This window comes from Bradyrhizobium sp. 87, assembly GCF_023073015.1.
Taxonomy (GTDB): domain Bacteria; phylum Pseudomonadota; class Alphaproteobacteria; order Rhizobiales; family Xanthobacteraceae; genus Bradyrhizobium; species Bradyrhizobium canariense_D.
This window is the reverse complement of the sequence record NZ_JADPIQ010000107.1, coordinates 103,655-120,025: the sequence shown is the minus strand read 5'-3', so window position 1 is coordinate 120,025 and position 16,371 is coordinate 103,655. Positions and strand designations below refer to the sequence as shown.

33 protein-coding genes and 1 tRNA gene are annotated in these 16,371 nt (G+C 59.1%); 23 read left to right on the top strand and 11 right to left on the bottom strand.

Annotated features, from left to right (window positions below):
* Positions 1-240 precede the first annotated feature (240 nt).
* The 10 genes from IVB50_RS27970 to IVB50_RS27925 all read right to left on the bottom strand — a co-directional run bounded on the left by IVB50_RS27970 (position 241) and on the right by IVB50_RS27925 (position 5,175).
* Positions 241-420, bottom strand: coding sequence for a hypothetical protein (locus tag IVB50_RS27970; RefSeq protein WP_247298357.1), 180 nt, complete (start codon positions 418-420; stop codon positions 241-243).
* Entirely contained in the window at positions 417-1,085 is a 669-nt protein-coding gene (locus tag IVB50_RS27965; RefSeq protein WP_247298353.1) for a transcription termination/antitermination NusG family protein, read from the bottom strand. Before IVB50_RS27965 ends, IVB50_RS27970 begins: the two co-directional genes overlap by 4 nt.
* Positions 1,086-1,110: 25 nt before the next feature.
* A complete protein-coding gene (locus IVB50_RS27960; RefSeq protein WP_247298352.1) occupies positions 1,111-1,551 on the bottom strand; it encodes a hypothetical protein in 441 nt (146 codons plus the stop codon).
* On the bottom strand, positions 1,541-2,293 hold the full coding sequence (locus IVB50_RS27955; RefSeq protein ID WP_247298348.1) for a hypothetical protein: 753 nt from the start codon (positions 2,291-2,293) through the stop codon (positions 1,541-1,543). The genes IVB50_RS27960 and IVB50_RS27955 overlap by 11 nt, the downstream gene beginning before the upstream one ends.
* A complete protein-coding gene (locus IVB50_RS27950; protein WP_247298343.1) occupies positions 2,290-2,841 on the bottom strand; it encodes a DUF559 domain-containing protein in 552 nt (183 codons plus the stop codon). Before IVB50_RS27950 ends, IVB50_RS27955 begins: the two co-directional genes overlap by 4 nt.
* Positions 2,838-3,086 carry a GapR family DNA-binding domain-containing protein gene (locus IVB50_RS27945; protein WP_247298341.1) on the bottom strand — a complete coding sequence of 83 codons (249 nt, stop codon included), beginning with the start codon at positions 3,084-3,086 and terminating at the stop codon, positions 2,838-2,840. Before IVB50_RS27945 ends, IVB50_RS27950 begins: the two co-directional genes overlap by 4 nt.
* Complete coding sequence (locus IVB50_RS27940) at positions 3,055-3,282, bottom strand: hypothetical protein (RefSeq protein ID WP_247298324.1); 228 nt, start codon at positions 3,280-3,282, stop codon at positions 3,055-3,057. The genes IVB50_RS27945 and IVB50_RS27940 overlap by 32 nt, the downstream gene beginning before the upstream one ends.
* A 553-nt stretch (positions 3,283-3,835) precedes the next feature.
* Positions 3,836-4,255 (bottom strand): hypothetical protein, encoded by a 420-nt coding sequence (locus tag IVB50_RS27935; protein WP_247298321.1) that lies wholly within the window; start codon positions 4,253-4,255, stop codon positions 3,836-3,838.
* 45 nt (positions 4,256-4,300) lie between these two features.
* Positions 4,301-4,945, bottom strand: a complete 645-nt coding sequence (locus tag IVB50_RS27930; RefSeq protein ID WP_247298319.1) for a hypothetical protein — start codon at positions 4,943-4,945, stop codon at positions 4,301-4,303.
* Positions 4,942-5,175 (bottom strand): Cro/CI family transcriptional regulator, encoded by a 234-nt coding sequence (locus tag IVB50_RS27925; protein ID WP_247298316.1) that lies wholly within the window; start codon positions 5,173-5,175, stop codon positions 4,942-4,944. Before IVB50_RS27925 ends, IVB50_RS27930 begins: the two co-directional genes overlap by 4 nt.
* Positions 5,176-5,221: 46 nt before the next feature.
* Between IVB50_RS27925 and IVB50_RS27920 the strand changes: the two genes are divergently transcribed.
* From IVB50_RS27920 to IVB50_RS27815, 23 genes are all read left to right on the top strand, one after another.
* Entirely contained in the window at positions 5,222-5,881 is a 660-nt protein-coding gene (locus IVB50_RS27920; protein WP_247298313.1) for an XRE family transcriptional regulator, read from the top strand.
* Between the two features lie 241 nt (positions 5,882-6,122).
* Positions 6,123-6,359 (top strand): type II toxin-antitoxin system HicB family antitoxin, encoded by a 237-nt coding sequence (locus IVB50_RS27915; RefSeq protein WP_247298309.1) that lies wholly within the window; start codon positions 6,123-6,125, stop codon positions 6,357-6,359.
* 157 nt (positions 6,360-6,516) lie between these two features.
* On the top strand, positions 6,517-6,765 hold the full coding sequence (locus tag IVB50_RS27910; RefSeq protein WP_247298306.1) for a hypothetical protein: 249 nt from the start codon (positions 6,517-6,519) through the stop codon (positions 6,763-6,765).
* Entirely contained in the window at positions 6,765-6,932 is a 168-nt protein-coding gene (locus IVB50_RS27905) for a hypothetical protein (protein ID WP_247298303.1), read from the top strand. The genes IVB50_RS27910 and IVB50_RS27905 overlap by 1 nt, the downstream gene beginning before the upstream one ends.
* Positions 6,933-7,011: 79 nt before the next feature.
* The gene (locus tag IVB50_RS27900) at positions 7,012-7,179 is read left to right on the top strand and encodes a hypothetical protein (protein WP_247298300.1); all 168 of its coding nucleotides are present in this window, start codon (positions 7,012-7,014) and stop codon (positions 7,177-7,179) included.
* The gene (locus tag IVB50_RS27895; protein WP_247298546.1) at positions 7,179-7,952 is read left to right on the top strand and encodes an ERF family protein; all 774 of its coding nucleotides are present in this window, start codon (positions 7,179-7,181) and stop codon (positions 7,950-7,952) included. The genes IVB50_RS27900 and IVB50_RS27895 overlap by 1 nt, the downstream gene beginning before the upstream one ends.
* Positions 7,953-7,955: 3 nt before the next feature.
* A complete protein-coding gene (locus IVB50_RS27890; protein WP_247298297.1) occupies positions 7,956-8,927 on the top strand; it encodes a hypothetical protein in 972 nt (323 codons plus the stop codon).
* A 10-nt stretch (positions 8,928-8,937) separates the two neighbouring features.
* Positions 8,938-9,549 carry a lambda exonuclease family protein gene (locus tag IVB50_RS27885; RefSeq protein ID WP_346771311.1) on the top strand — a complete coding sequence of 204 codons (612 nt, stop codon included), beginning with the start codon at positions 8,938-8,940 and terminating at the stop codon, positions 9,547-9,549.
* 8 nt (positions 9,550-9,557) lie between these two features.
* Complete coding sequence (locus IVB50_RS27880; protein WP_247298291.1) at positions 9,558-9,959, top strand: recombination protein NinB; 402 nt, start codon at positions 9,558-9,560, stop codon at positions 9,957-9,959.
* Positions 9,956-10,309 carry an HNH endonuclease signature motif containing protein gene (locus tag IVB50_RS27875; protein WP_247298288.1) on the top strand — a complete coding sequence of 118 codons (354 nt, stop codon included), beginning with the start codon at positions 9,956-9,958 and terminating at the stop codon, positions 10,307-10,309. The genes IVB50_RS27880 and IVB50_RS27875 overlap by 4 nt, the downstream gene beginning before the upstream one ends.
* A 58-nt stretch (positions 10,310-10,367) precedes the next feature.
* Positions 10,368-10,859, top strand: a complete 492-nt coding sequence (locus IVB50_RS27870; RefSeq protein WP_247298285.1) for a hypothetical protein — start codon at positions 10,368-10,370, stop codon at positions 10,857-10,859.
* The gene (locus IVB50_RS27865) at positions 10,856-11,110 is read left to right on the top strand and encodes a hypothetical protein (RefSeq protein WP_247298283.1); all 255 of its coding nucleotides are present in this window, start codon (positions 10,856-10,858) and stop codon (positions 11,108-11,110) included. The genes IVB50_RS27870 and IVB50_RS27865 overlap by 4 nt, the downstream gene beginning before the upstream one ends.
* 58 nt (positions 11,111-11,168) lie before the next feature.
* The gene (locus IVB50_RS27860) at positions 11,169-11,411 is read left to right on the top strand and encodes a hypothetical protein (protein WP_247298280.1); all 243 of its coding nucleotides are present in this window, start codon (positions 11,169-11,171) and stop codon (positions 11,409-11,411) included.
* 26 nt (positions 11,412-11,437) lie between these two features.
* Entirely contained in the window at positions 11,438-11,623 is a 186-nt protein-coding gene (locus tag IVB50_RS27855) for a hypothetical protein (RefSeq protein WP_247298277.1), read from the top strand.
* Positions 11,624-11,666: 43 nt separating this feature from the next.
* Positions 11,667-11,789 (top strand): hypothetical protein, encoded by a 123-nt coding sequence (locus IVB50_RS42480; RefSeq protein ID WP_256465354.1) that lies wholly within the window; start codon positions 11,667-11,669, stop codon positions 11,787-11,789.
* Positions 11,786-11,941 (top strand): hypothetical protein, encoded by a 156-nt coding sequence (locus IVB50_RS27850; RefSeq protein WP_247298274.1) that lies wholly within the window; start codon positions 11,786-11,788, stop codon positions 11,939-11,941. The genes IVB50_RS42480 and IVB50_RS27850 overlap by 4 nt, the downstream gene beginning before the upstream one ends.
* Positions 11,942-11,943: 2 nt before the next feature.
* Positions 11,944-12,960: a hypothetical protein gene (locus IVB50_RS27845; RefSeq protein WP_247298271.1), complete on the top strand. Its 1,017-nt coding sequence runs from the start codon at positions 11,944-11,946 to the stop codon at positions 12,958-12,960.
* A gap of 3 nt (positions 12,961-12,963) precedes the next feature.
* Entirely contained in the window at positions 12,964-13,320 is a 357-nt protein-coding gene (locus IVB50_RS27840; RefSeq protein WP_247298268.1) for a MazG-like family protein, read from the top strand.
* Between the two features lie 228 nt (positions 13,321-13,548).
* Entirely contained in the window at positions 13,549-13,764 is a 216-nt protein-coding gene (locus IVB50_RS27835) for a hypothetical protein (RefSeq protein ID WP_247298265.1), read from the top strand.
* A gap of 199 nt (positions 13,765-13,963) precedes the next feature.
* On the top strand, positions 13,964-14,257 hold the full coding sequence (locus tag IVB50_RS27830; RefSeq protein WP_247298263.1) for a hypothetical protein: 294 nt from the start codon (positions 13,964-13,966) through the stop codon (positions 14,255-14,257).
* Positions 14,258-14,266: 9 nt separating this feature from the next.
* Complete coding sequence (locus IVB50_RS27825) at positions 14,267-14,758, top strand: hypothetical protein (protein ID WP_247298260.1); 492 nt, start codon at positions 14,267-14,269, stop codon at positions 14,756-14,758.
* A complete protein-coding gene (locus IVB50_RS27820) occupies positions 14,755-15,009 on the top strand; it encodes a hypothetical protein (RefSeq protein ID WP_247298257.1) in 255 nt (84 codons plus the stop codon). The genes IVB50_RS27825 and IVB50_RS27820 overlap by 4 nt, the downstream gene beginning before the upstream one ends.
* A gap of 210 nt (positions 15,010-15,219) precedes the next feature.
* Positions 15,220-16,209, top strand: coding sequence for a site-specific integrase (locus tag IVB50_RS27815; RefSeq protein ID WP_247298255.1), 990 nt, complete (start codon positions 15,220-15,222; stop codon positions 16,207-16,209).
* Positions 16,210-16,264: 55 nt separating this feature from the next.
* On the opposite strand, the gene IVB50_RS27810 is transcribed toward IVB50_RS27815, so the two are convergent.
* Positions 16,265-16,341 (bottom strand) — tRNA-Val (locus IVB50_RS27810).
* Positions 16,342-16,371 lie beyond the last annotated feature (30 nt).

The following is a 16,371-nucleotide window of genomic DNA, read 5'->3' as shown; positions in this document are numbered from 1 at the left end:
ATCAGTTCCAGCGTTTGCTTGCTCATGATCTCACCTTGCGAATTGAACGGGGCGTCTCACCGATTGCTCACAAACCCACAGAAGCGGCAGGTTGAACGGTGGCGCCCCGAACTGAATGAAAAAGCCCCGGCCTTCGCGCTATGGGGGTTAGCAGGCCGGGGCTAAGGGGTCGTTGGGAGGATTCACCAAGAAAGCGCGGACACAAGCCACCCGGCGGGTGAAACCTGCTACCGGCCGAGACTATGGATTACTGATTTGCGCGCAGCCGTCTTTTAAAATCTCGTCGTTTCCCTTTGATTTTTTCAGGGCACGGATTCTCTTCGCCCCCGCACGCCAAGCTGCTTCATAAAGGGTATTTCCTGCCGATCGCTCTAGCAACTGGGCTGCGGCCTCCAGCGTCTCTTCGTCAAATTTACTCATGCCGCCCTCACCGAGCATTCGTTCATCCGCCCATAGCGGTTCTCGCCGGCAATCTTGAAATCGAGCCGGCGGCCTTTCCTGGCTGTGACGATTGCCAGCATATCGTTGAACTCCCCCTCCACGATCTTGATGCGAGCCCCTATCGGGATGGGCGCATTCTTGCGGGTCTGAAGTTCCATCTGACCTGTCACGGCGTTCCATTCGTAGAACGGGCACGGTTCCTGCCGAACAAAATCCCACTCGCCGTAGACATATCGCTCGCGCATGTGCTGGACGAACTTGTTCGGGATGCGCACGGGATCAGGGTTACTCACAAATCCCTCAATGCCGTTTACCGCGCGAGCGGCGCCGAAGGACTGCCGCGGCTGGTCGACCTCGACGAAGATGTACCGGCCGAGCAAAGGCTTCTCCTTGGCCGTCTTAACGCGAGCATGGGACACCCAGCGGCGGATCTTCGGATAGAAACTCCGATAGCCGAGCTCGTGCAGCCCCAGAGCTGCGCGGGCCTGGCAATTCGGGTTGGTCACAGCAACGTACCATCTGGACGTCGGAGTGATCTGGAATTGATCCTCTGCTCTCTCACGCTCGATCAGGTCGACGAACTCAACCACCTGCCCGATCTTGTACGTCACCGGCCGATTGTTCATTGCTGCCCCCGTCTGCATGTTCGGTTTCCTTCTTCGCGTGGTATTACTGCGCCCTCATGGTCAAATAGGCCGCGACACGATTCCTCATTGAGGCTTCTTGCTCTGGCGTGAACTCGATCAGAGGCTCCGCAATGAGCAGATCGTTGAGCTTCCGGCGCGTTCCCATGACCCGATAAACCTCGATCAACGCTAATTCCCGCAACGTGGCGGGCGCCGGCTGCCATTTGTAATCGTGCTTTGGCCCGCATTCGGCGCGATACCATCGGCGCATGGCCTCTTGCACTGCCCAGCTCGGGACGTCTTCCAGTGCAGCCATGTAGGCTTCGCCGCGGGCCTCTCCCGCTAGATCACCAGATTCCCGGCTCGGCAAAACGAGCGTCATCTTCGTGACAATCGTCATGGTCAATTCGCCATGGCGCTGATCCTCGTAAGGCGTCATCGCAAGAACTTCCGTCAGTTCCTGAATGTGGCGCTCAACGAGCATTTTCTGCTCTTTTCCCAAAATCAAAGACCTCGGCAGAACCGGTATCGGACGATGCCTCCCGGACTGATCCGGCTGACTTTCCTTCCTGCAAATAGCGCAGCGCTGCTCCACCCATGGCGGCAACATGCTGAGCTTCGCGGGCCGTCGCACGTCCGGCGGCTGGATCGGCTCGATGGTTGCTAGTTCCGTTCCCATTTCTGGCCCCGTATTCGATCGCCTGGATCGCCCATTTCACCCACGCCGCGTTCCAATTTTTGGCTACTCGCCCTTTGTCGGCTGCGTGCAACTTGAACTTTCTAAATTCCAGATCAGCCCGCTCCGAGCTCCCGAGGATTGAAACCGCCTCATCCCAATGTTTCGGAAGCGGGGTCCAGCCATCGGGCAATTGCGCTGCTCGGCTCTCTCTCTTTTCCTTAATTACTTCTTTCTTTTCTTCCTTAGAGAGAGAGGGGCCGTCACTCGTTACGCCTTCGTTACGGTTTGTGACGTTTTGTGACGCCTCATCAGTCCGTAACGGAGTGACGCTTTCGTTACGGTTCGTTACGCTTGGATGCTGATCCTGCGTTACGCTTTGTGACGCTTTGTTACGCTCCCGGTACCGCTGTTGACGGGCCGCTCCAGCCGATTTCTTGGTCAGCGCACCGGTCATCTCGACGGCAGCACGCGCGACTAGGCTGGCCGCTTCCGCAGCGTCCATGCCACCCGCTATCAGCGCGGCTATGAGTTCACCTGTTGCGCTCAACCTGTCACCGCATCAAAAATCTTCTGGGCGCATCCATCCGGGTCGCGGTGGATCTGCGAGCCCGTGAATCGCATGGTGAGGAAACCGCGACCGAGTGCGGCGGCATCCTTCTTCGTATCGTGCGCCCTCTGCTCAGCAGAGGAATGAAACTCTTTGCCGTCACATTCGATTAGAAGGGCACCGGTGCGCTTGGGATTAAGGATGGCCCAATCTGAGCGGTAGTATCCCCACGCGAACTGAGGGACCAGCAGAAGCCCGTCAACCGGCTCTTTAAGATCCTGCACCAGGCAGAGCCTCAGTGGCTGGCCCGCATGCTCAAACTTCATCAGGATCGCGGCGCCAATTTCTTCCTCGATCGGGCTGTCACAGTTGGCGCCTATCTCACGGAAGCGGCCGGCGCGCTCCACCATGGAGACGAGCCCCTGCCCGATCGAAACGGGGTTGAACTCTCCCACGTCGCTTTCGTCGCCACGAACATAGGGTTTGCGCCATACCCCATCGTTGACGGGGTAGCCGTCCGCATCTAGGCCGTCATAGTATTCCCTCATGGGCGGACCAGCGAGGCCAGCGCTTCCATGTAGAGGTCAACCTGGGCCTCGTGCTCGGCTCGCTTGTTCGCGTCTGCCTTGCGCCGGCTGACGGCGGTCCGCAACGCCTTCACGTCGTAGCCGTGGGATTTGGCCTCTGCGTAGATTTCATTCCGCCCGGTCTGAAGATCCTTGATCTCGACCTCGACGTGCTCAATACGCTCTACAATTGCTTTAAGCTGGCTGTTGTCGCCGATCGCTGCCATGTGCGTTCTCCTTGGTTGGGGTAACGGGAACGCGGTTTGACTCACTAAGGGCAAGCGAAGTGCCGGTAATCACGATATTTGCAAGGTGGCACTGCGCGATTTCGAAACGCAGAAGATCATCCGAACCGAAGGGCTGGATGTTGAGGAGATAGCGGCCTGGGGCCGGCGAGGTCAGATATGCGAGTTTGGCAATCATGCTGCACGCACCTCGCGCTTAATCTGAGCCACCCTCTCCAGAACATGCACGCGATGCCGGAGCCGATCGCGAGACCGCGGTGTCGCCTTGCGCAGCGCCTCCTTGCGGAGCCTCAGGAGGTCACGAAGCTTCATGTTGCGCCTCGGTATGTATCGAATGGGCCAATCGCCTCTGCTCGGCACGGCGCTCCCTTGCAATCGCATTGAAGAGCGCGTTGCTGTCTTGCAGCTCAAGCTCCCGGCAGGGCTCGCAGAACATGCGTCGCCGACCACCCTTGCAGATATATCGGAATGGAAGATTGCAGCGCCGGCAATCAGTGCAGACAAGCTGCCCTTTCGTTAAAATTTGCGAGCCCGGGTTAGCCATGGCGAGCCTCCTCGCGAAGAGACATTAGCCGATTGGCTACGACGGATTCATGGACACTAAGCTCGCATGCGATCTCGTATGTGTTCATGCCCGCGCGCCAATGTGCGGCGATAGCATCGTCCTGGTTGCTCCATGTGAGCGGACGCCGATAGATTGCCCCCATCATCTCCTCCTTGCCAAAATTATCTTAATTTTGACGATGATCTTCTTCGCCAAAGCCTTGAGTAACCGCATCGATTTCTCCCTTGATGAGTTTCAGTCTCAACTCATCAGCTCGGTTTTCTTGTTCGACGCGGCTACAAAGATTTTCGTAACTGGCCCTGATATTTTGGAACAACGTTATACGGGGTTCTTTGACCCCTTCCGATTTGCCGAGGAAGGCGCGCACCCAGGCAGATGATGCGCCGATCGTTTGTGCGACGACCTCATAAGCCACCATGCGGGAGCCAGTGCGGCGCTCCTCGCGTTCAACCAAGGCGCCAAGGGCGCTGCGGGTGATGGACGTTAACGCGGCGGCACTCATTGCTTTTTTCCTCGCAAACTTTGACAGCACTTTAGAAACCCCTTCGTTCATGTTGCGGACATGACGAAGGACGAACTTGAACAAGACAACGATACGTGGTCCCCGATTGGCCTGGCCGCCGCACGGGTCCTAGCGAATTGCACAGAGGATGAGCCAAACGGAAAGACCGATAAGGCTCCAGAGAAGCAAACTGACAGGCAGCGCGAACACGAGCGCGCGGTGGAAACGGGCTTGCGACAGATCGAGAGATTCGAAGCTCGGTATCTGCGCAATCGATCCGGAGGGTAAGCGAACGATTTCGGTGCGGTGATTGTATTGCTTCTTCGCACCGCGAGAGCCAGCGGGACGGTCAAAACGCCCCCGTCCGACGTCCCGCTGGCTCGTCAATTGCGAAGTTGCCGCATTGCATGGATCGAATGCGGGCAATGTCCCGTGGTCCGGAACAACTCGCGAAAATGTTGAATCAACCTGCGCGTACAAATCCCCACACTTAGTCGGAGATGGCGAGAGTTCACTTGCATCATAGGTTAATCGTGTGCCAGTTTTTCCCTTCGCGCCGATGGTGCCAATCAGACCAACAAAAAGTCCGGGGAAAAAACTATGTGCGCAGAAGTGGAAGACATCTTTGTCGATGGATTTTCGGACCATCGCATCGTCGATGGAGTATTCAGCTGCGTCGGTTTCCGGAAGTTGAAGAAGAAGAAAGTCCCGGTTATCCGCTTGAGGATGCCTGCTGCCAAACTGAAGTATGTTGTTCAGTCGAGTGCTACTCATGCCATCGCCTCCGGACGCTCACCGAAAAAATCCGGCCGGAGCTGATGGCGGGAAATACCTGTCGCTCTCTCGACGTCGAAAACACGAGTGAGCGGCACCTTCTCCCACTGCGACACGGCTTGCGGGGTTATCCGCAGCTCAGTCGCAAGCTTCTCGGCCGTCCCCATCGCCTTGAGGGCCAAACTCAGTCCGGTGTCATGTCGCTTCGCCATGGGACCGATGTAAAGCATAGCTTGAGTTCAAGGTCAAGCCCTGCTTTGTTTACAGGCTAAAGCGATGCTTTATCATGCTGATATGGATGCAAAAATACTCGGAAAACGAATCGCGGAGGCCCGTAAAGCGGGGGGCGGCAAACCCGTTACCCAGGCCCAACTGGCGAATTTTTTAGGCGTGACGCCCCAAGCCGTATCCGGCTGGGAGCGCGGCGAGGCTACTCCGGAGACCGAGAAGATATCGAGCATAGCCAATTTCCTGCAAGTTCCGACGGGATGGCTGCTGGACGGCGAGGCTTCAGGTTTCGGAGCCCCGAAAAAGGAGGACCGTCTGGGTCTGTCGTACGTCCGCCTCATGGACAGCGTGCCGGCAGGCAAGCTAGCTGCTCCAATGTCCCAAGCGGCCCTAGAGCAGCTTCCGCTGATGATTTTTGCAGATCTCGGCCGCGGCGACTATATCGCGCTCACCGTCGAGGGAGACTCGATGGACCGTATCTCGCCGGACGGATCTATTATTCTGGTCAACAAGGCCGATACAACGCTGGTCTCGGGGAAGCCATACGTCTTCTCCCACCGCGGAAAGGCTACATTTAAGCTCTGGCGCCCCGACCCCGCCAGGCTTCAGCCCTACTCTACCAATCCCGTTCACGAGCCGGTGTACGTCAAAGGAAATCCCGAGAACATGGTCGTTGGACGGGTCGTTAGAACTCTTTTGGACCTTTGATGACCGCGGACCTGCTGGAGCAGATGAGACGGAACCCTCAAGGGGACTGGACCATTAAGGACGTGGAGACTGTTTGCGCTCAATATGGCGTGTCTTGCAAACCTCCGACCGGAGGCGGAAGTCACTACAAGGTGTACCATTCCCGCATTGACCACATTCAAACGGTTCCCTTTAAAAGGCCTATAAAACCTGTATATATACGCAGGCTAGTCAGGTTCCTCGAAGTGGTCAGGAGTCTTAAATGAGAACGACTGATTACGCGGTTACGATCCAGGCGTTGCCAGCGGCAGATGGCGGTGGGTTCATGGCCTACGTTCTTGACCTGCCCGGATGCACCTCGGACGGCGAAACGCCCCAAGAAGCACTAGCGAACGCTCAAGATGCGATCGTTTCCTGGATTGAGGCGGCCCACGAGATGGGTAGACCAATCCCGGAGCCCACCCGGGAAGAGCCCGCCCAATTGCTGAAGGTCGGCTGACAATTTGGAATAGCCCGCCCCCTCGGCGGGCTTTTTTCAGCGGCGTGAGATCCCGGGCGCGCAAGAGCCTGGGTATTTTTTTGATTTACATGTAAAGCGACACTTGACCTTGAACTAAAGCCATGCTTTACTCATTCCCATCAGACGGGGAAACGACATGGCAATCACGAACATCAGCTACTTCGTCATTTGCATCGATTACGGCCGCAATGGCTGCGAGGGGGTTGTCGACCCCGAGATGACGTTCCGCGGCGCCGTCGAGAAGGTCCGCGAGATCATCGGCGACGGTCGGGAAATCGCCTTCGCTCATGAAATCACGTTCATGAACGGCAGCCACCACGTCTCCGACGTGAAGGACGAGCTGATCAACCGTGCGAACGACCTCCGGCTTGAGGCGGCTGAGTAATGGCCCTCGCCCTAAAAGATGTTGACGCGCTCCTCAATGACCTCGCCGTCACCATCCAGAACAAGACTGCGGAATCCGCTGCTCAAGTCGCGAAGCTCTATGGCGCTTCCGACGAGGCCGTGCAGGCGATCCTCCGGCTCAAGACCAAAGAGGGGAAAGCGGCATGACCGAGAACCGCATCGAAATGCTGCTCTGCTGCATCGGCTTCGGTCTCTGCTGCTTTGCTTCTCTTGCTTGGGGCCTGACATGACCAGCCAGCAGTTCGGCGATGAACTTCTCCGGCACTGGCAACTGCTCTGGCCCCTGCCCGCCTCCGAACGGATCAAGCGGATTGATGAAATCAGGGCCGATATGGAATTCGAAGAGCAGCTTTCACTCGTCTCTATTGAGATGGCTAACCCGGAGTTTGTGTGATGTCCCTTCCCGCTGAGAATCTGAGAGAGCTTGGCCCAGTGTCGCATCTGCCTACCGTCGCCGCGCCGATGGATATCGTTCGCGCCGCGCTGGCGACCGGCAATGTCGAGATGTACCGCGAGGCGGTTGCTCTCGCGAAGGAAATGGACGCTTTCGCTGCTCGGAAAGCATTCGATAACGCGATGGCCGACGCTAAGGCGGCGATCCCGACGATCAGGAAGAACCGCGAGGTTGATGCCGGCGAGAAGAACGGCAGGCAAGGCCCGAAATACCGCTTTGAGGATCTGGCCGAGATCGCCCGCACGATCGATCCAATTTTAGGCGAGCACGGCCTTTCCTACCGCTTCAAGGTTTCCTCCGAAATCAACCAGCCGGTTCGCGTGACATGCATTGTGTCGCACCGCGCCGGCCACTTTGAGGAAACCACCCTGACCTCCGGTAAGGACGACGGGCCGGGCCGCAACGCGATCCAGCAGATCGGTTCCACGATCACCTATTTGCAGCGCTACACGCTCAAGGCTGCTCTTGGCCTTGCCGCCTCTCAGGATGATGACGGGCGTATCAGTGAGCGCACGGCAGAGCCCGAAGTTTACACGCCTCCCCCCGGTTCGATCACTCAGGAGCAGGCCGACAACATCAGGGACGCCCTTGAAGCAAAGGGCGCGAGCGTCAAGGCGTTCCTGCAATGGGCCAAGCGGGACCGGATCGAGAGCATCCCGGCCGATTATTACGACGCCTGCATCGCAGCCATCAACAAATTCCAGAAGGTCTGAGCCATGAACGCGCTCGTTTCCATCGATGTCGCCACCCTCACCCCAGCCTCCGTGTTTGCGCCCGGCGGGATGGAAGGCATCATCGCCAAGCTCGAGGCCGAGGTTCGCGCGATCGACCGGGATATATCGACCCCGGAAGGCCGCGACGCCGTGAAGTCCCTCGCCTACAAGGTCGCGCGGTCGAAAACCGCCCTCGACGACATGGGCAAGGAGCTGGTCGCCGACATCAAGAAGCAGGCCGGCGCTATCGATGCCGACCGCAAGCTTGCCCGCGACCGGCTGGACGCACTCAAGGAAGAGGTTCGCGGCCCACTCACTCAATGGGAAGAGGCCGAGGCAAACCGCATCAGCGGCCACGAGGGCGCGATTGTCGCCGTGATCGAGGCCGCGCGACAGGCCACGGGTAAGCCGGCCAGTCTGATCCGCGAACTGATCGAGATCGTTGCGGGCTATGCCGACCGCGATTGGCAGGAATTCAAGGAACGCGCCGACGCTGCCGTTCCCGAGGCCATGGCGACGCTTAATCAGGCGCTTGCCGCCGCCGAACAGGCAGAGCGTGACGCCGCCGAGCTCGCCGAGTTGCGCCGCCTGAAAGCTGAGCGCGAAGAGGCTGACCGGAAGGCGGATTCCGAGCGCATCGCTGCGCAGCAAGCCGCGGAGCGTAAGGCATATGAGGAACGTCGGGAGAAAGAGCGCGCCGAGAAGGCTGAGCGCGACAAAGCCGCCGCCGTTGCCGCTGCGATCGAGACGGAGCGCAAGCGCCAGGAGGCCGAGGCCGCCCGCGTAGCGGCTGACAAAGCCAACGAGGAAGCTGCCGAGCGCAAGCGCCAAGAGAACAAGCGCCACCGCGCGAAGGTTCACCGGGAGATCACCTTGGCGCTGTCGGAAGTCTTGACCGGCAATGCCGACGAGGCCGCGGCATTGATCGAGGCAATCGCCGCCGGCCGCATCCCGCACGTTTCAATCACCTACTGAGGGGCAGATCGTGGAAATCATTACGGACATCGAGCAGAACTCCGAGGCGTGGTTGCGCGCCCGCGCCGGAATCCCGACAGCTTCTCAGTTTTCGACCGTGCTTGCGAAGGGCGAAGGCAAGACGCGCCGAACGTACATGCTCAAACTGGCCGGCGAGATCATCACTGGCGAGCCGATGGAGAGCTTTTCGAACGATCACACGGAGCGCGGGCATGCAATGGAAGCCGAGGCGCGCGACCTGTATTCTTTCCAGACCGGCGCGCAGCTTCACCGCGTCGCTTTCATCAAGAATGGCCGGGCCGGTTGTTCGCCGGACAGCCTGATCGGTGATGACGGCGGCGCCGAGATCAAGACCAAGCTCCCGCACTTGCTGGCCGAAGTGATCCTGAAGGATGAATTCCCGCCTGAGCATAAGGCACAGGTCCAGGGCACGCTTTGGCTCGCGAAAAGGCAGTGGTGGGATATCGCCATCTATTGGCCGAAGATGCCGCTTTTCGTGAAGCGCGTTCACCGTGACGAGATCTATATCCAGAAGCTCGCAACGGAGATCGACCGCTTCAACGCCGAGCTCGACGACGTTGTAGCGCAGATCAGGCGCCGCGGCGAGGCGATGGCAGCATGAGCCGGGCAATGCTCATCCTTCAAAGTGCGTCCGAGCGTGAGCAAGCCATCCAGTGGGTGCGCAAGGCGCCGACCGGGAGCCGCGTCGAGTTCAAGGGGCCGGCAAGGTCGGTCGACCAGAACTCGCGGTTTTGGGCAATGCTTACCGACGTCGCGGTGCAGGGCCGCGTCAACGATCGCCGCTTCAATACGGAAGACTGGAAGATCATGTTCATGACCGCCTATGCGGAGGAACGTGGCCTTGAGATCAGGCACCTTCCCGCACTCAACCGCGCTGGCATGATCCCTTGCGGCCGCTCGTCCTCCGATCTCTCGGTGCATGAGATGTCCGAGCTGATGGAATGGATCGCGGCCTGGGGCGCGGAGAACGGCATCACCTTCCACGACCAAGAGGAAATGGAGCCGGTATGAGCCGCACGGTCGAAGAATGGCGCGGCAAAACGGACGACAGCGCGATCCCTGTTCGGGTGAAGCTCCGCGTCCACGCAAAGGCCGAGGGCTGCTGTGCAAAGTGCGGCGTCGAGGCTTCGACCGGCCAATACGACCACGCTATTTCACTGATCCTGGGCGGCGAGAACCGCGAGAGCAATATCCAGCTTCTCTGCGTGCCATGCCACAAGGCCAAGACCCGGCTCGACGTGAAGCTGAAGGCGAAAGTTGCGCGCGTGCGAGCTCGGCACATTGGCGTGAAGCACCGCCGCCGCACGATACCAGGCAGGAAATTCGACGGCACGCCGATCCCGGCCCGATGGGTCGAGTGATCAGCATTGTCGCTACGACAGTGAAAGTGCGGACCAATTTTAGACGGTGAGGATGAGAATGAACGACCTAGAACAAGCGCAAGCCGATTATGACGCCGCTGTTTCTGAGCGAGCCAACGCCGACAAGATCGTCAACGACGCGGCGAAAAAGGTCTTTGCAGCGCGCGACCGTCTCGACGCGGCGAAGCGTAAGGCTGCCGAGTCCATCCCCGTAGACCGATCGGCCCGCCAACTGTCCGGCGGCGGCCCCGTGACTGGCGACCACCGCGAGATCAACCCGGCAACGGGCCAGCAAAAGGGCTATATCGTCTTGAGCGAGGCTGAGCGGTCAAAGGGATACGTTCGCCCGTTTCGCGACGCGTACCGGCATGCGAAGTGCGGCGCGATCACCACAATGAGCCGCGACATCGCAGCGACCTATGCGCGCGATCCGGAGTTCTACGATGGCACGTTCTGCTCAACCTGCCGCAGCCATTTTCCGGTCGGAGAAAAGGGCGAATTCACTTGGTACGAGATGGACGGTACCGAAGGGCCGAAGGTGGGAACATGAGCACCCGCACCGCAAAGCCAGAGCATGAAGTTCTCTATCAGGACTTGGCTAAGATGCTTGGCCGGCATGGCGACAAGGTGACGGCAGAGGAGATGCTGGCCATCGGCGCCAACATGCTCGGGAAGCTTCTCGCTTACCAGGATCAGCGCACCATGACGCGCGAACGTGGGCTGGAGATCATCATCCAGAACATCGAGCTTGGCAATCAGCAAGCCATTGCTGAGGTGATGAACAGCCGGGGCCGCGCGTGATCACACTTGCACTGTCATCGCCGCAGTAAAAGTCTGACTTTTAACAGGAGAATTTGAAATGACCGCACTGATGATCTCGACGGGCGCTCACTACCACTGGGTTAAGGCGATCGAGGCCAGCACCCATGGCGGCGGCGCGCTCAAGCTGACGCTGCATGGCGGCGCTGACGAGGACTTCCAGCAGTTCAATCAGGCCGAGATCACCGTTTTCACGGATGACGCCGATCTGGTCGAGCGGCTGATCGCTGCCATCAACGGCGCGGCGAAGCCAGTTGAGTCCGAGCAATCCGAAGCCGCGTAACAGCTCACTCAACAGGAACGCCAGTGATGTTCGGCAAATTCATCTTTAGATGTGACGAAGAAAACATCGTGCTAGCCGGCCGTGCCGCGAAGCACCTCATGCGCGACCCGTCAAAATCCGATTGCTGGATGGCCTATGGCGAGAACGGCGAGATCGAAATGTATGCCGAGCGCCTGAAGCGCAGCATCAGTGTCAAGCAGGTGAAGCCATGACCAATTCAGATCCCCGATTCTCCGCTGGCAGTGAGGGTGTGGCGTGACCGACCTCATTTGGATTGGAAACACGCTCTATCCGCGCTGGGGCGTCTTCGCGGCAATCGGGTTAGTCGTGCTCACCTTCGCCGGCATCTCAGCCTTTGTTTCAAGAGGAAAACCATGACCTGCACCGGATTGAAGCGCTTCAACCTAGTCGAGGAATGGCGCGACATCGCCAATAAGCTCGACAAGATGTCCATTCGCGAACTGAACACGGTCGAGGGCGACCGTCTGATGGATCGCGTCCACCAAATTCGTCGGCAATTGGGGGAATAGACATGCCCGAGTTGGTTGATGAAATCCGCGTGCCTCTGCATGAGCTGCAAGCCGATGTAGACTACCTGATCGGTCGGGTGATAGCCGACGCGAGCTGCGCGTCTACGATAGCTGCGAGCATCAAGGGCAAGCTGACGGCAATTGAGGCGGCTATCCTCTCTGGCGCTCCTGCCCAACCATCTGCGATGGCGGACGACCTAGATCGTCTAGCTTTTCGCCTCAGGCAGTCAGCCGACCATGATGGGCCGCAGGAGCTGAAGATGGTCATGCGGCGTGTGGCGACTGCCCTCGACCGCACCTCCCAACCATCGCCGGCCGCACTGGTGCAGGATTGCTTGAACCGCTGCTATCGCGAGATTACCCGGCTAAGCGGCGCGCTGGACTGCGGTCGGGCAAACAAACAGCTTGATGCAGTCGAGGCCGCAGAGGCTGCCCACCGCTCTGCCGGCAATGGTGAACCACCGCTTTCGGTTCAAGACGTTCAGCAAGAATTCTATGTCTGGTGGGCCGACAACCAAGAAGACCCGGCGCACGGCATGATCACCCAGAACTGCGCTTTGGCAACATGGAAGGGCGCCTACGACAAGTATGTGAGAAACACAAAACACACCCCCGATGTACCGCCGAGAAACATGACCAAGTGGCCAGACACCCTTGGGTTTGATGACCGAGATAAATACATCGACGAGCTTGAAGCTCAGATCGAGCGCCTCAGAGCAGTACCGCAGCAAGTCAAAGTGCCGGATGGTTATGCGAAGCTCCCGGCCGGCATGATCTGCAAGTGCTTCAAGATGTGGCGGGACGAAAATGGCAACCATTGGTGCTGTACTCCACCAGTGACGCGCCCAGCACCGCAGACATTGCCGACGCGGGAAGATATCGCTCGCATTGTTTGCTGCTCGGGCGGCTGCATCCTGAGCGACACGGAAGATGGCTGTATCGCCTGCCATCCCGCGTTCCCTGAATTCATGACGAAGGCTGACGCCATACTCGCGCTGTCGCGCCCACATGGAAACTGACAAATGACCTATTATTCAAGCCTGCGCTCCGCGAACGTGGCCCGCCAAATCGAGTGGGATGAAGGCAATCAACTCTCGTTGTCGTATCGTGGCAACGAACTAGCCGGCGAAGTCGGCGAAGCTTGCAACGTCATCAAGAAGCTAGACCGCGAGCAGATGGGCATTAAAGGCTCCCGCGATACGGTCGAGCATTTGGCCCAGGAACTGGCGGACGTTGTGATCTGCGCTGACCTGATTGCCTCAGCCGCCGGTATCAATCTTGAGCACGCTATCCGCGACAAGTTCAACGCCACGTCTGAAAAGCATGGCTTCAAGACTCGGTTGGTGTCTCTTGCGTTGGCTTCGCAGGACCAGCCATGAGCCAATTCAACATGATGCCGAAGTGCGATCACTGCGGGCGCTTCATGCGAAGCGAGGTCGGCAGCTCCTACGCGATGCGATATTCTGGCCATCCGCCATGCCCGGATCACGAGGCGAACCGTTGCAGATCGTGCACGGACGCTATCGGGCCACTCAAGGCGCAACCCGGCATCGCCGAATGGACCGCCGGCATCATCACCGCAGATGTGTCCGCAGCGGGGGATAGCAATGGTTAAGAAGCCAAAAATATTCTTCTCGATCGACGAGCGGTCAGACGGTCTGATCCAGCTTGCAATCAACGACGAGAACGGCGGCTATCGCATTTGCGGGCCGAAGTACGACGGTACAGGCAGGACGATCAGGCGCCACGAATTGACAGCGCGCGACGTTGCGGAGCTCCGTGACTACCTCGATCGTGTGGGATCTGCTGGGGGCCAGTCATGAAGCTGTGGCCATGGCAACCGAAGCAGGTGCCTACGCGCACGAGCGGCCACACCGGCCCCGTCTGCATCCAGTGCGGCGCTGAATTCTATTACGACTACATCCCTGAGCGGCACGACTACTCGGGCTACTGCTGGCTTTGCTTTGCGGATTGGGAGCGCATCCGCGCCGCTGCACCGCGAGTCCCTTCAGAGGATCGCTCATGAGCCACGTCCTCACACTGCCAAATCAGGCTGAAGCCATGCGAGCAACCCATAGTTCAGGTGGGTCGAGCGGACAAGGCGAGCTGATCCAGGAACTATCGAAGCATCCGCTTGCTATTTCCGAACGCGATGCCGGGAAGCCGTGGCGCAAGATGGATCATATTCATCTGAGCCGGTTTGACGGCACAGACTATTGCCAATGGTACGGACGCTGCGCAGACGGATTTCATCGTCCGATCGGGCGCATTCTGCAAATCGTCGCGGCCTCCCCGGCATTGTCCTCAAACAAGTGAGCATGTGAAATGACCGAACTCGAACAGGCCCAGACCGCATACGACATTGCCGTCCAACATCAACATGCGGCTGAGCAAGGCGCGCTCGCCGCAAGGAAGGCGGTATTGGAGACAAAGAAGCAGTTGGATATTGCGAAGCAGTATCTCGCCGCAACCATCCCGGTTGACCGATCCGCGCGGCAGTTGTCAGGCGGAGGAGCCCTTACCGACGACCATCGCGAGATCAACCCTGCGACCGGCCAGCAAAAGGGCTACGTCGTCTTGAGCGAGGCTGAGCGGTCCAAGGGATACGTCCGCCCCTTCCGTGACGCCTACCGGCATGCGAAGTGCGGCGCGATCACCACAATGAGCCGCGACATCGCAGCGACCTATGCACGCGACCCGGAGTTCTACGACGGCACGTTCTGCTCAACCTGCCGCAGCCACTTCCCGGTCGGCGAGAACGGCCAGTTCACTTGGTACGAGATGGACGGCACCGAAGGGCCGAAGGTGGGCACATGAGCACGCTCACCGCGAAACCCGAGCATGAAGTTCTCTATCAGGAATTGGCTAAGTTGCTCAGCCGTCACGCCGCGAAGATGACCTCTGAGGAGATGCTGGCTATCGGCGCCAACATGCTCGGCAAGCTGCTCGCCTACCAGGATCAGCGGACCATGACCCGCGAGCGTGGGCTGGAAATCATCATCCACAATATCGAGATGGGCAACCAACAGGCGGTTGCCGAGGTGATGAACAGCAAGGGCCGCGCATGACCACATACTCAGTGACGTCGAAACACGAGGCACCATGAGCCCGAACGATGATGATCCGGTCACGTTGCAGGAAGCCGTCGATATCGTCTATCGGGGGACGATCGAGGTTTCGACCTTGCGTCTGATGGCAGATCGCGGCCACCTTCAGATCTTCAAGGTCGGCCGCAAATGGTTTACGACGCTTCGTAGCGTCCGAGAGATGAAGCACACATGCCCCGGAAATCGAAAGGTGCCCGCCTCTGGCTCGACAAGGAACGCGGGCACTGGGTTATCAGAGACGGAACGAGCTTCATCCGCACTGGCTGCGTTGAGGCAGACAACGAGGGCGCTGAAAAGCGGCTCGCGGACTACATAGCTGAGAAGTATGAGCCGGCGGCTGTCCCGTCGCCGCTGATTGCCGATGTGCTCTTGGTCTACGCCAAGGAGAAGTTGCCGAAGACGCGGGCCGCAGAGAAGGCGGCGCACAACATTTCGAACCTGACCCCGTTCTGGGCAACCAAGCGAGCCGACAACGTGAACGCTAGCACCTGCGAGGAATACGCGAAGACCCGGCCCCAAGCTGCGGCTCGGCGCGACCTCGAAGTATTGCGGGCGGCGCTCTATTACTGGCACGAGCACAAGGCTCAGCTCGCCAAGGCTCCGCTTGTGATCCTGCCGGAGAAGTCGGGGCCGCGCGAGCGCTGGTTGACCGAGGAAGAGGCTCACCGGCTGCGCAAGGCCGCGATGAAGTGGCCGCACCTGTACCGCTTCGTGATCCTTGGCCTGAAGACCGGTTCACGGTCTGGCGTGCTGCTGAGCCTGAAGTGGTCGCAGATCAACCTGCGCAGCGGCGTCATGGACAGGATGGCCACAGGCGAGACTGAGGCCGCCAACAAGCGGAAGCCACCCGTCCGGCTCGGCAAGTCCGTAGTGCGCCTGCTGCGCCGCTGGAAGGTCAAGGACGGCAAGATCCAGCACGTCATCCACTTCGACGGGAAGCCGGTCAAATCGCTCAAGAAGTCATGGGCGCTGGCCTGCGAGGCCGCCAAGCTGGAAGACGCGAGCCCGCACACAATGCGCCACACCCGCGCGACCTGGCTGATGCAGGCCGGGATCGACCTATGGGAAGCGGCTGGCCACCTCGGAATGTCGGTGAAGGTGCTGGAAAACACCTATGGGAAGCATCATCCCGACTTCCAATCTGGAGCGTCTGAGGTATGATACTGTGCCGAAACTGATCCGCTGCGAAATTCTAACCTGCTAAGTGCTTGAAATATGGTGGGCGGTGAGAGATTCGAACTCCCGACCCTCTCGGTGTAAACGAGATGCTCTAACCAGCTGAGCTAACCGCCCCTCGCCGCTTCTTTATCCCTACCGGCCCCG

What these genes read in the sequence shown, in the direction of transcription:
- IVB50_RS27970 (WP_247298357.1), bottom strand. Translation starts at nt 420, where the DNA reads ATGAGTAAATTTGACGAAGAGACGCTGGAGGCCGCAGCCCAGTTGCTA.
- IVB50_RS27965 (WP_247298353.1), bottom strand. Translation starts at nt 1,085, where the DNA reads ATGCAGACGGGGGCAGCAATGAACAATCGGCCGGTGACGTACAAGATC.
- IVB50_RS27960 (WP_247298352.1), bottom strand. Translation starts at nt 1,551, where the DNA reads ATGCTCGTTGAGCGCCACATTCAGGAACTGACGGAAGTTCTTGCGATG.
- IVB50_RS27950 (WP_247298343.1), bottom strand. Translation starts at nt 2,841, where the DNA reads ATGAGGGAATACTATGACGGCCTAGATGCGGACGGCTACCCCGTCAAC.
- IVB50_RS27945 (WP_247298341.1), bottom strand. Translation starts at nt 3,086, where the DNA reads ATGGCAGCGATCGGCGACAACAGCCAGCTTAAAGCAATTGTAGAGCGT.
- IVB50_RS27940 (WP_247298324.1), bottom strand. Translation starts at nt 3,282, where the DNA reads ATGATTGCCAAACTCGCATATCTGACCTCGCCGGCCCCAGGCCGCTAT.
- IVB50_RS27930 (WP_247298319.1), bottom strand. Translation starts at nt 4,945, where the DNA reads ATGAGTAGCACTCGACTGAACAACATACTTCAGTTTGGCAGCAGGCAT.
- IVB50_RS27925 (WP_247298316.1), bottom strand. Translation starts at nt 5,175, where the DNA reads ATGCTTTACATCGGTCCCATGGCGAAGCGACATGACACCGGACTGAGT.
- IVB50_RS27920 (WP_247298313.1), top strand. Translation starts at nt 5,222, where the DNA reads ATGCTTTATCATGCTGATATGGATGCAAAAATACTCGGAAAACGAATC.
- IVB50_RS27915 (WP_247298309.1), top strand. Translation starts at nt 6,123, where the DNA reads ATGAGAACGACTGATTACGCGGTTACGATCCAGGCGTTGCCAGCGGCA.
- IVB50_RS27910 (WP_247298306.1), top strand. Translation starts at nt 6,517, where the DNA reads ATGGCAATCACGAACATCAGCTACTTCGTCATTTGCATCGATTACGGC.
- IVB50_RS27905 (WP_247298303.1), top strand. Translation starts at nt 6,765, where the DNA reads ATGGCCCTCGCCCTAAAAGATGTTGACGCGCTCCTCAATGACCTCGCC.
- IVB50_RS27900 (WP_247298300.1), top strand. Translation starts at nt 7,012, where the DNA reads ATGACCAGCCAGCAGTTCGGCGATGAACTTCTCCGGCACTGGCAACTG.
- IVB50_RS27895 (WP_247298546.1), top strand. Translation starts at nt 7,179, where the DNA reads ATGTCCCTTCCCGCTGAGAATCTGAGAGAGCTTGGCCCAGTGTCGCAT.
- IVB50_RS27890 (WP_247298297.1), top strand. Translation starts at nt 7,956, where the DNA reads ATGAACGCGCTCGTTTCCATCGATGTCGCCACCCTCACCCCAGCCTCC.
- IVB50_RS27880 (WP_247298291.1), top strand. Translation starts at nt 9,558, where the DNA reads ATGCTCATCCTTCAAAGTGCGTCCGAGCGTGAGCAAGCCATCCAGTGG.
- IVB50_RS27875 (WP_247298288.1), top strand. Translation starts at nt 9,956, where the DNA reads ATGAGCCGCACGGTCGAAGAATGGCGCGGCAAAACGGACGACAGCGCG.
- IVB50_RS27870 (WP_247298285.1), top strand. Translation starts at nt 10,368, where the DNA reads ATGAACGACCTAGAACAAGCGCAAGCCGATTATGACGCCGCTGTTTCT.
- IVB50_RS27865 (WP_247298283.1), top strand. Translation starts at nt 10,856, where the DNA reads ATGAGCACCCGCACCGCAAAGCCAGAGCATGAAGTTCTCTATCAGGAC.
- IVB50_RS27860 (WP_247298280.1), top strand. Translation starts at nt 11,169, where the DNA reads ATGACCGCACTGATGATCTCGACGGGCGCTCACTACCACTGGGTTAAG.
- IVB50_RS27855 (WP_247298277.1), top strand. Translation starts at nt 11,438, where the DNA reads ATGTTCGGCAAATTCATCTTTAGATGTGACGAAGAAAACATCGTGCTA.
- IVB50_RS27850 (WP_247298274.1), top strand. Translation starts at nt 11,786, where the DNA reads ATGACCTGCACCGGATTGAAGCGCTTCAACCTAGTCGAGGAATGGCGC.
- IVB50_RS27845 (WP_247298271.1), top strand. Translation starts at nt 11,944, where the DNA reads ATGCCCGAGTTGGTTGATGAAATCCGCGTGCCTCTGCATGAGCTGCAA.
- IVB50_RS27840 (WP_247298268.1), top strand. Translation starts at nt 12,964, where the DNA reads ATGACCTATTATTCAAGCCTGCGCTCCGCGAACGTGGCCCGCCAAATC.
- IVB50_RS27835 (WP_247298265.1), top strand. Translation starts at nt 13,549, where the DNA reads ATGGTTAAGAAGCCAAAAATATTCTTCTCGATCGACGAGCGGTCAGAC.
- IVB50_RS27830 (WP_247298263.1), top strand. Translation starts at nt 13,964, where the DNA reads ATGAGCCACGTCCTCACACTGCCAAATCAGGCTGAAGCCATGCGAGCA.
- IVB50_RS27825 (WP_247298260.1), top strand. Translation starts at nt 14,267, where the DNA reads ATGACCGAACTCGAACAGGCCCAGACCGCATACGACATTGCCGTCCAA.
- IVB50_RS27820 (WP_247298257.1), top strand. Translation starts at nt 14,755, where the DNA reads ATGAGCACGCTCACCGCGAAACCCGAGCATGAAGTTCTCTATCAGGAA.
- IVB50_RS27815 (WP_247298255.1), top strand. Translation starts at nt 15,220, where the DNA reads ATGCCCCGGAAATCGAAAGGTGCCCGCCTCTGGCTCGACAAGGAACGC.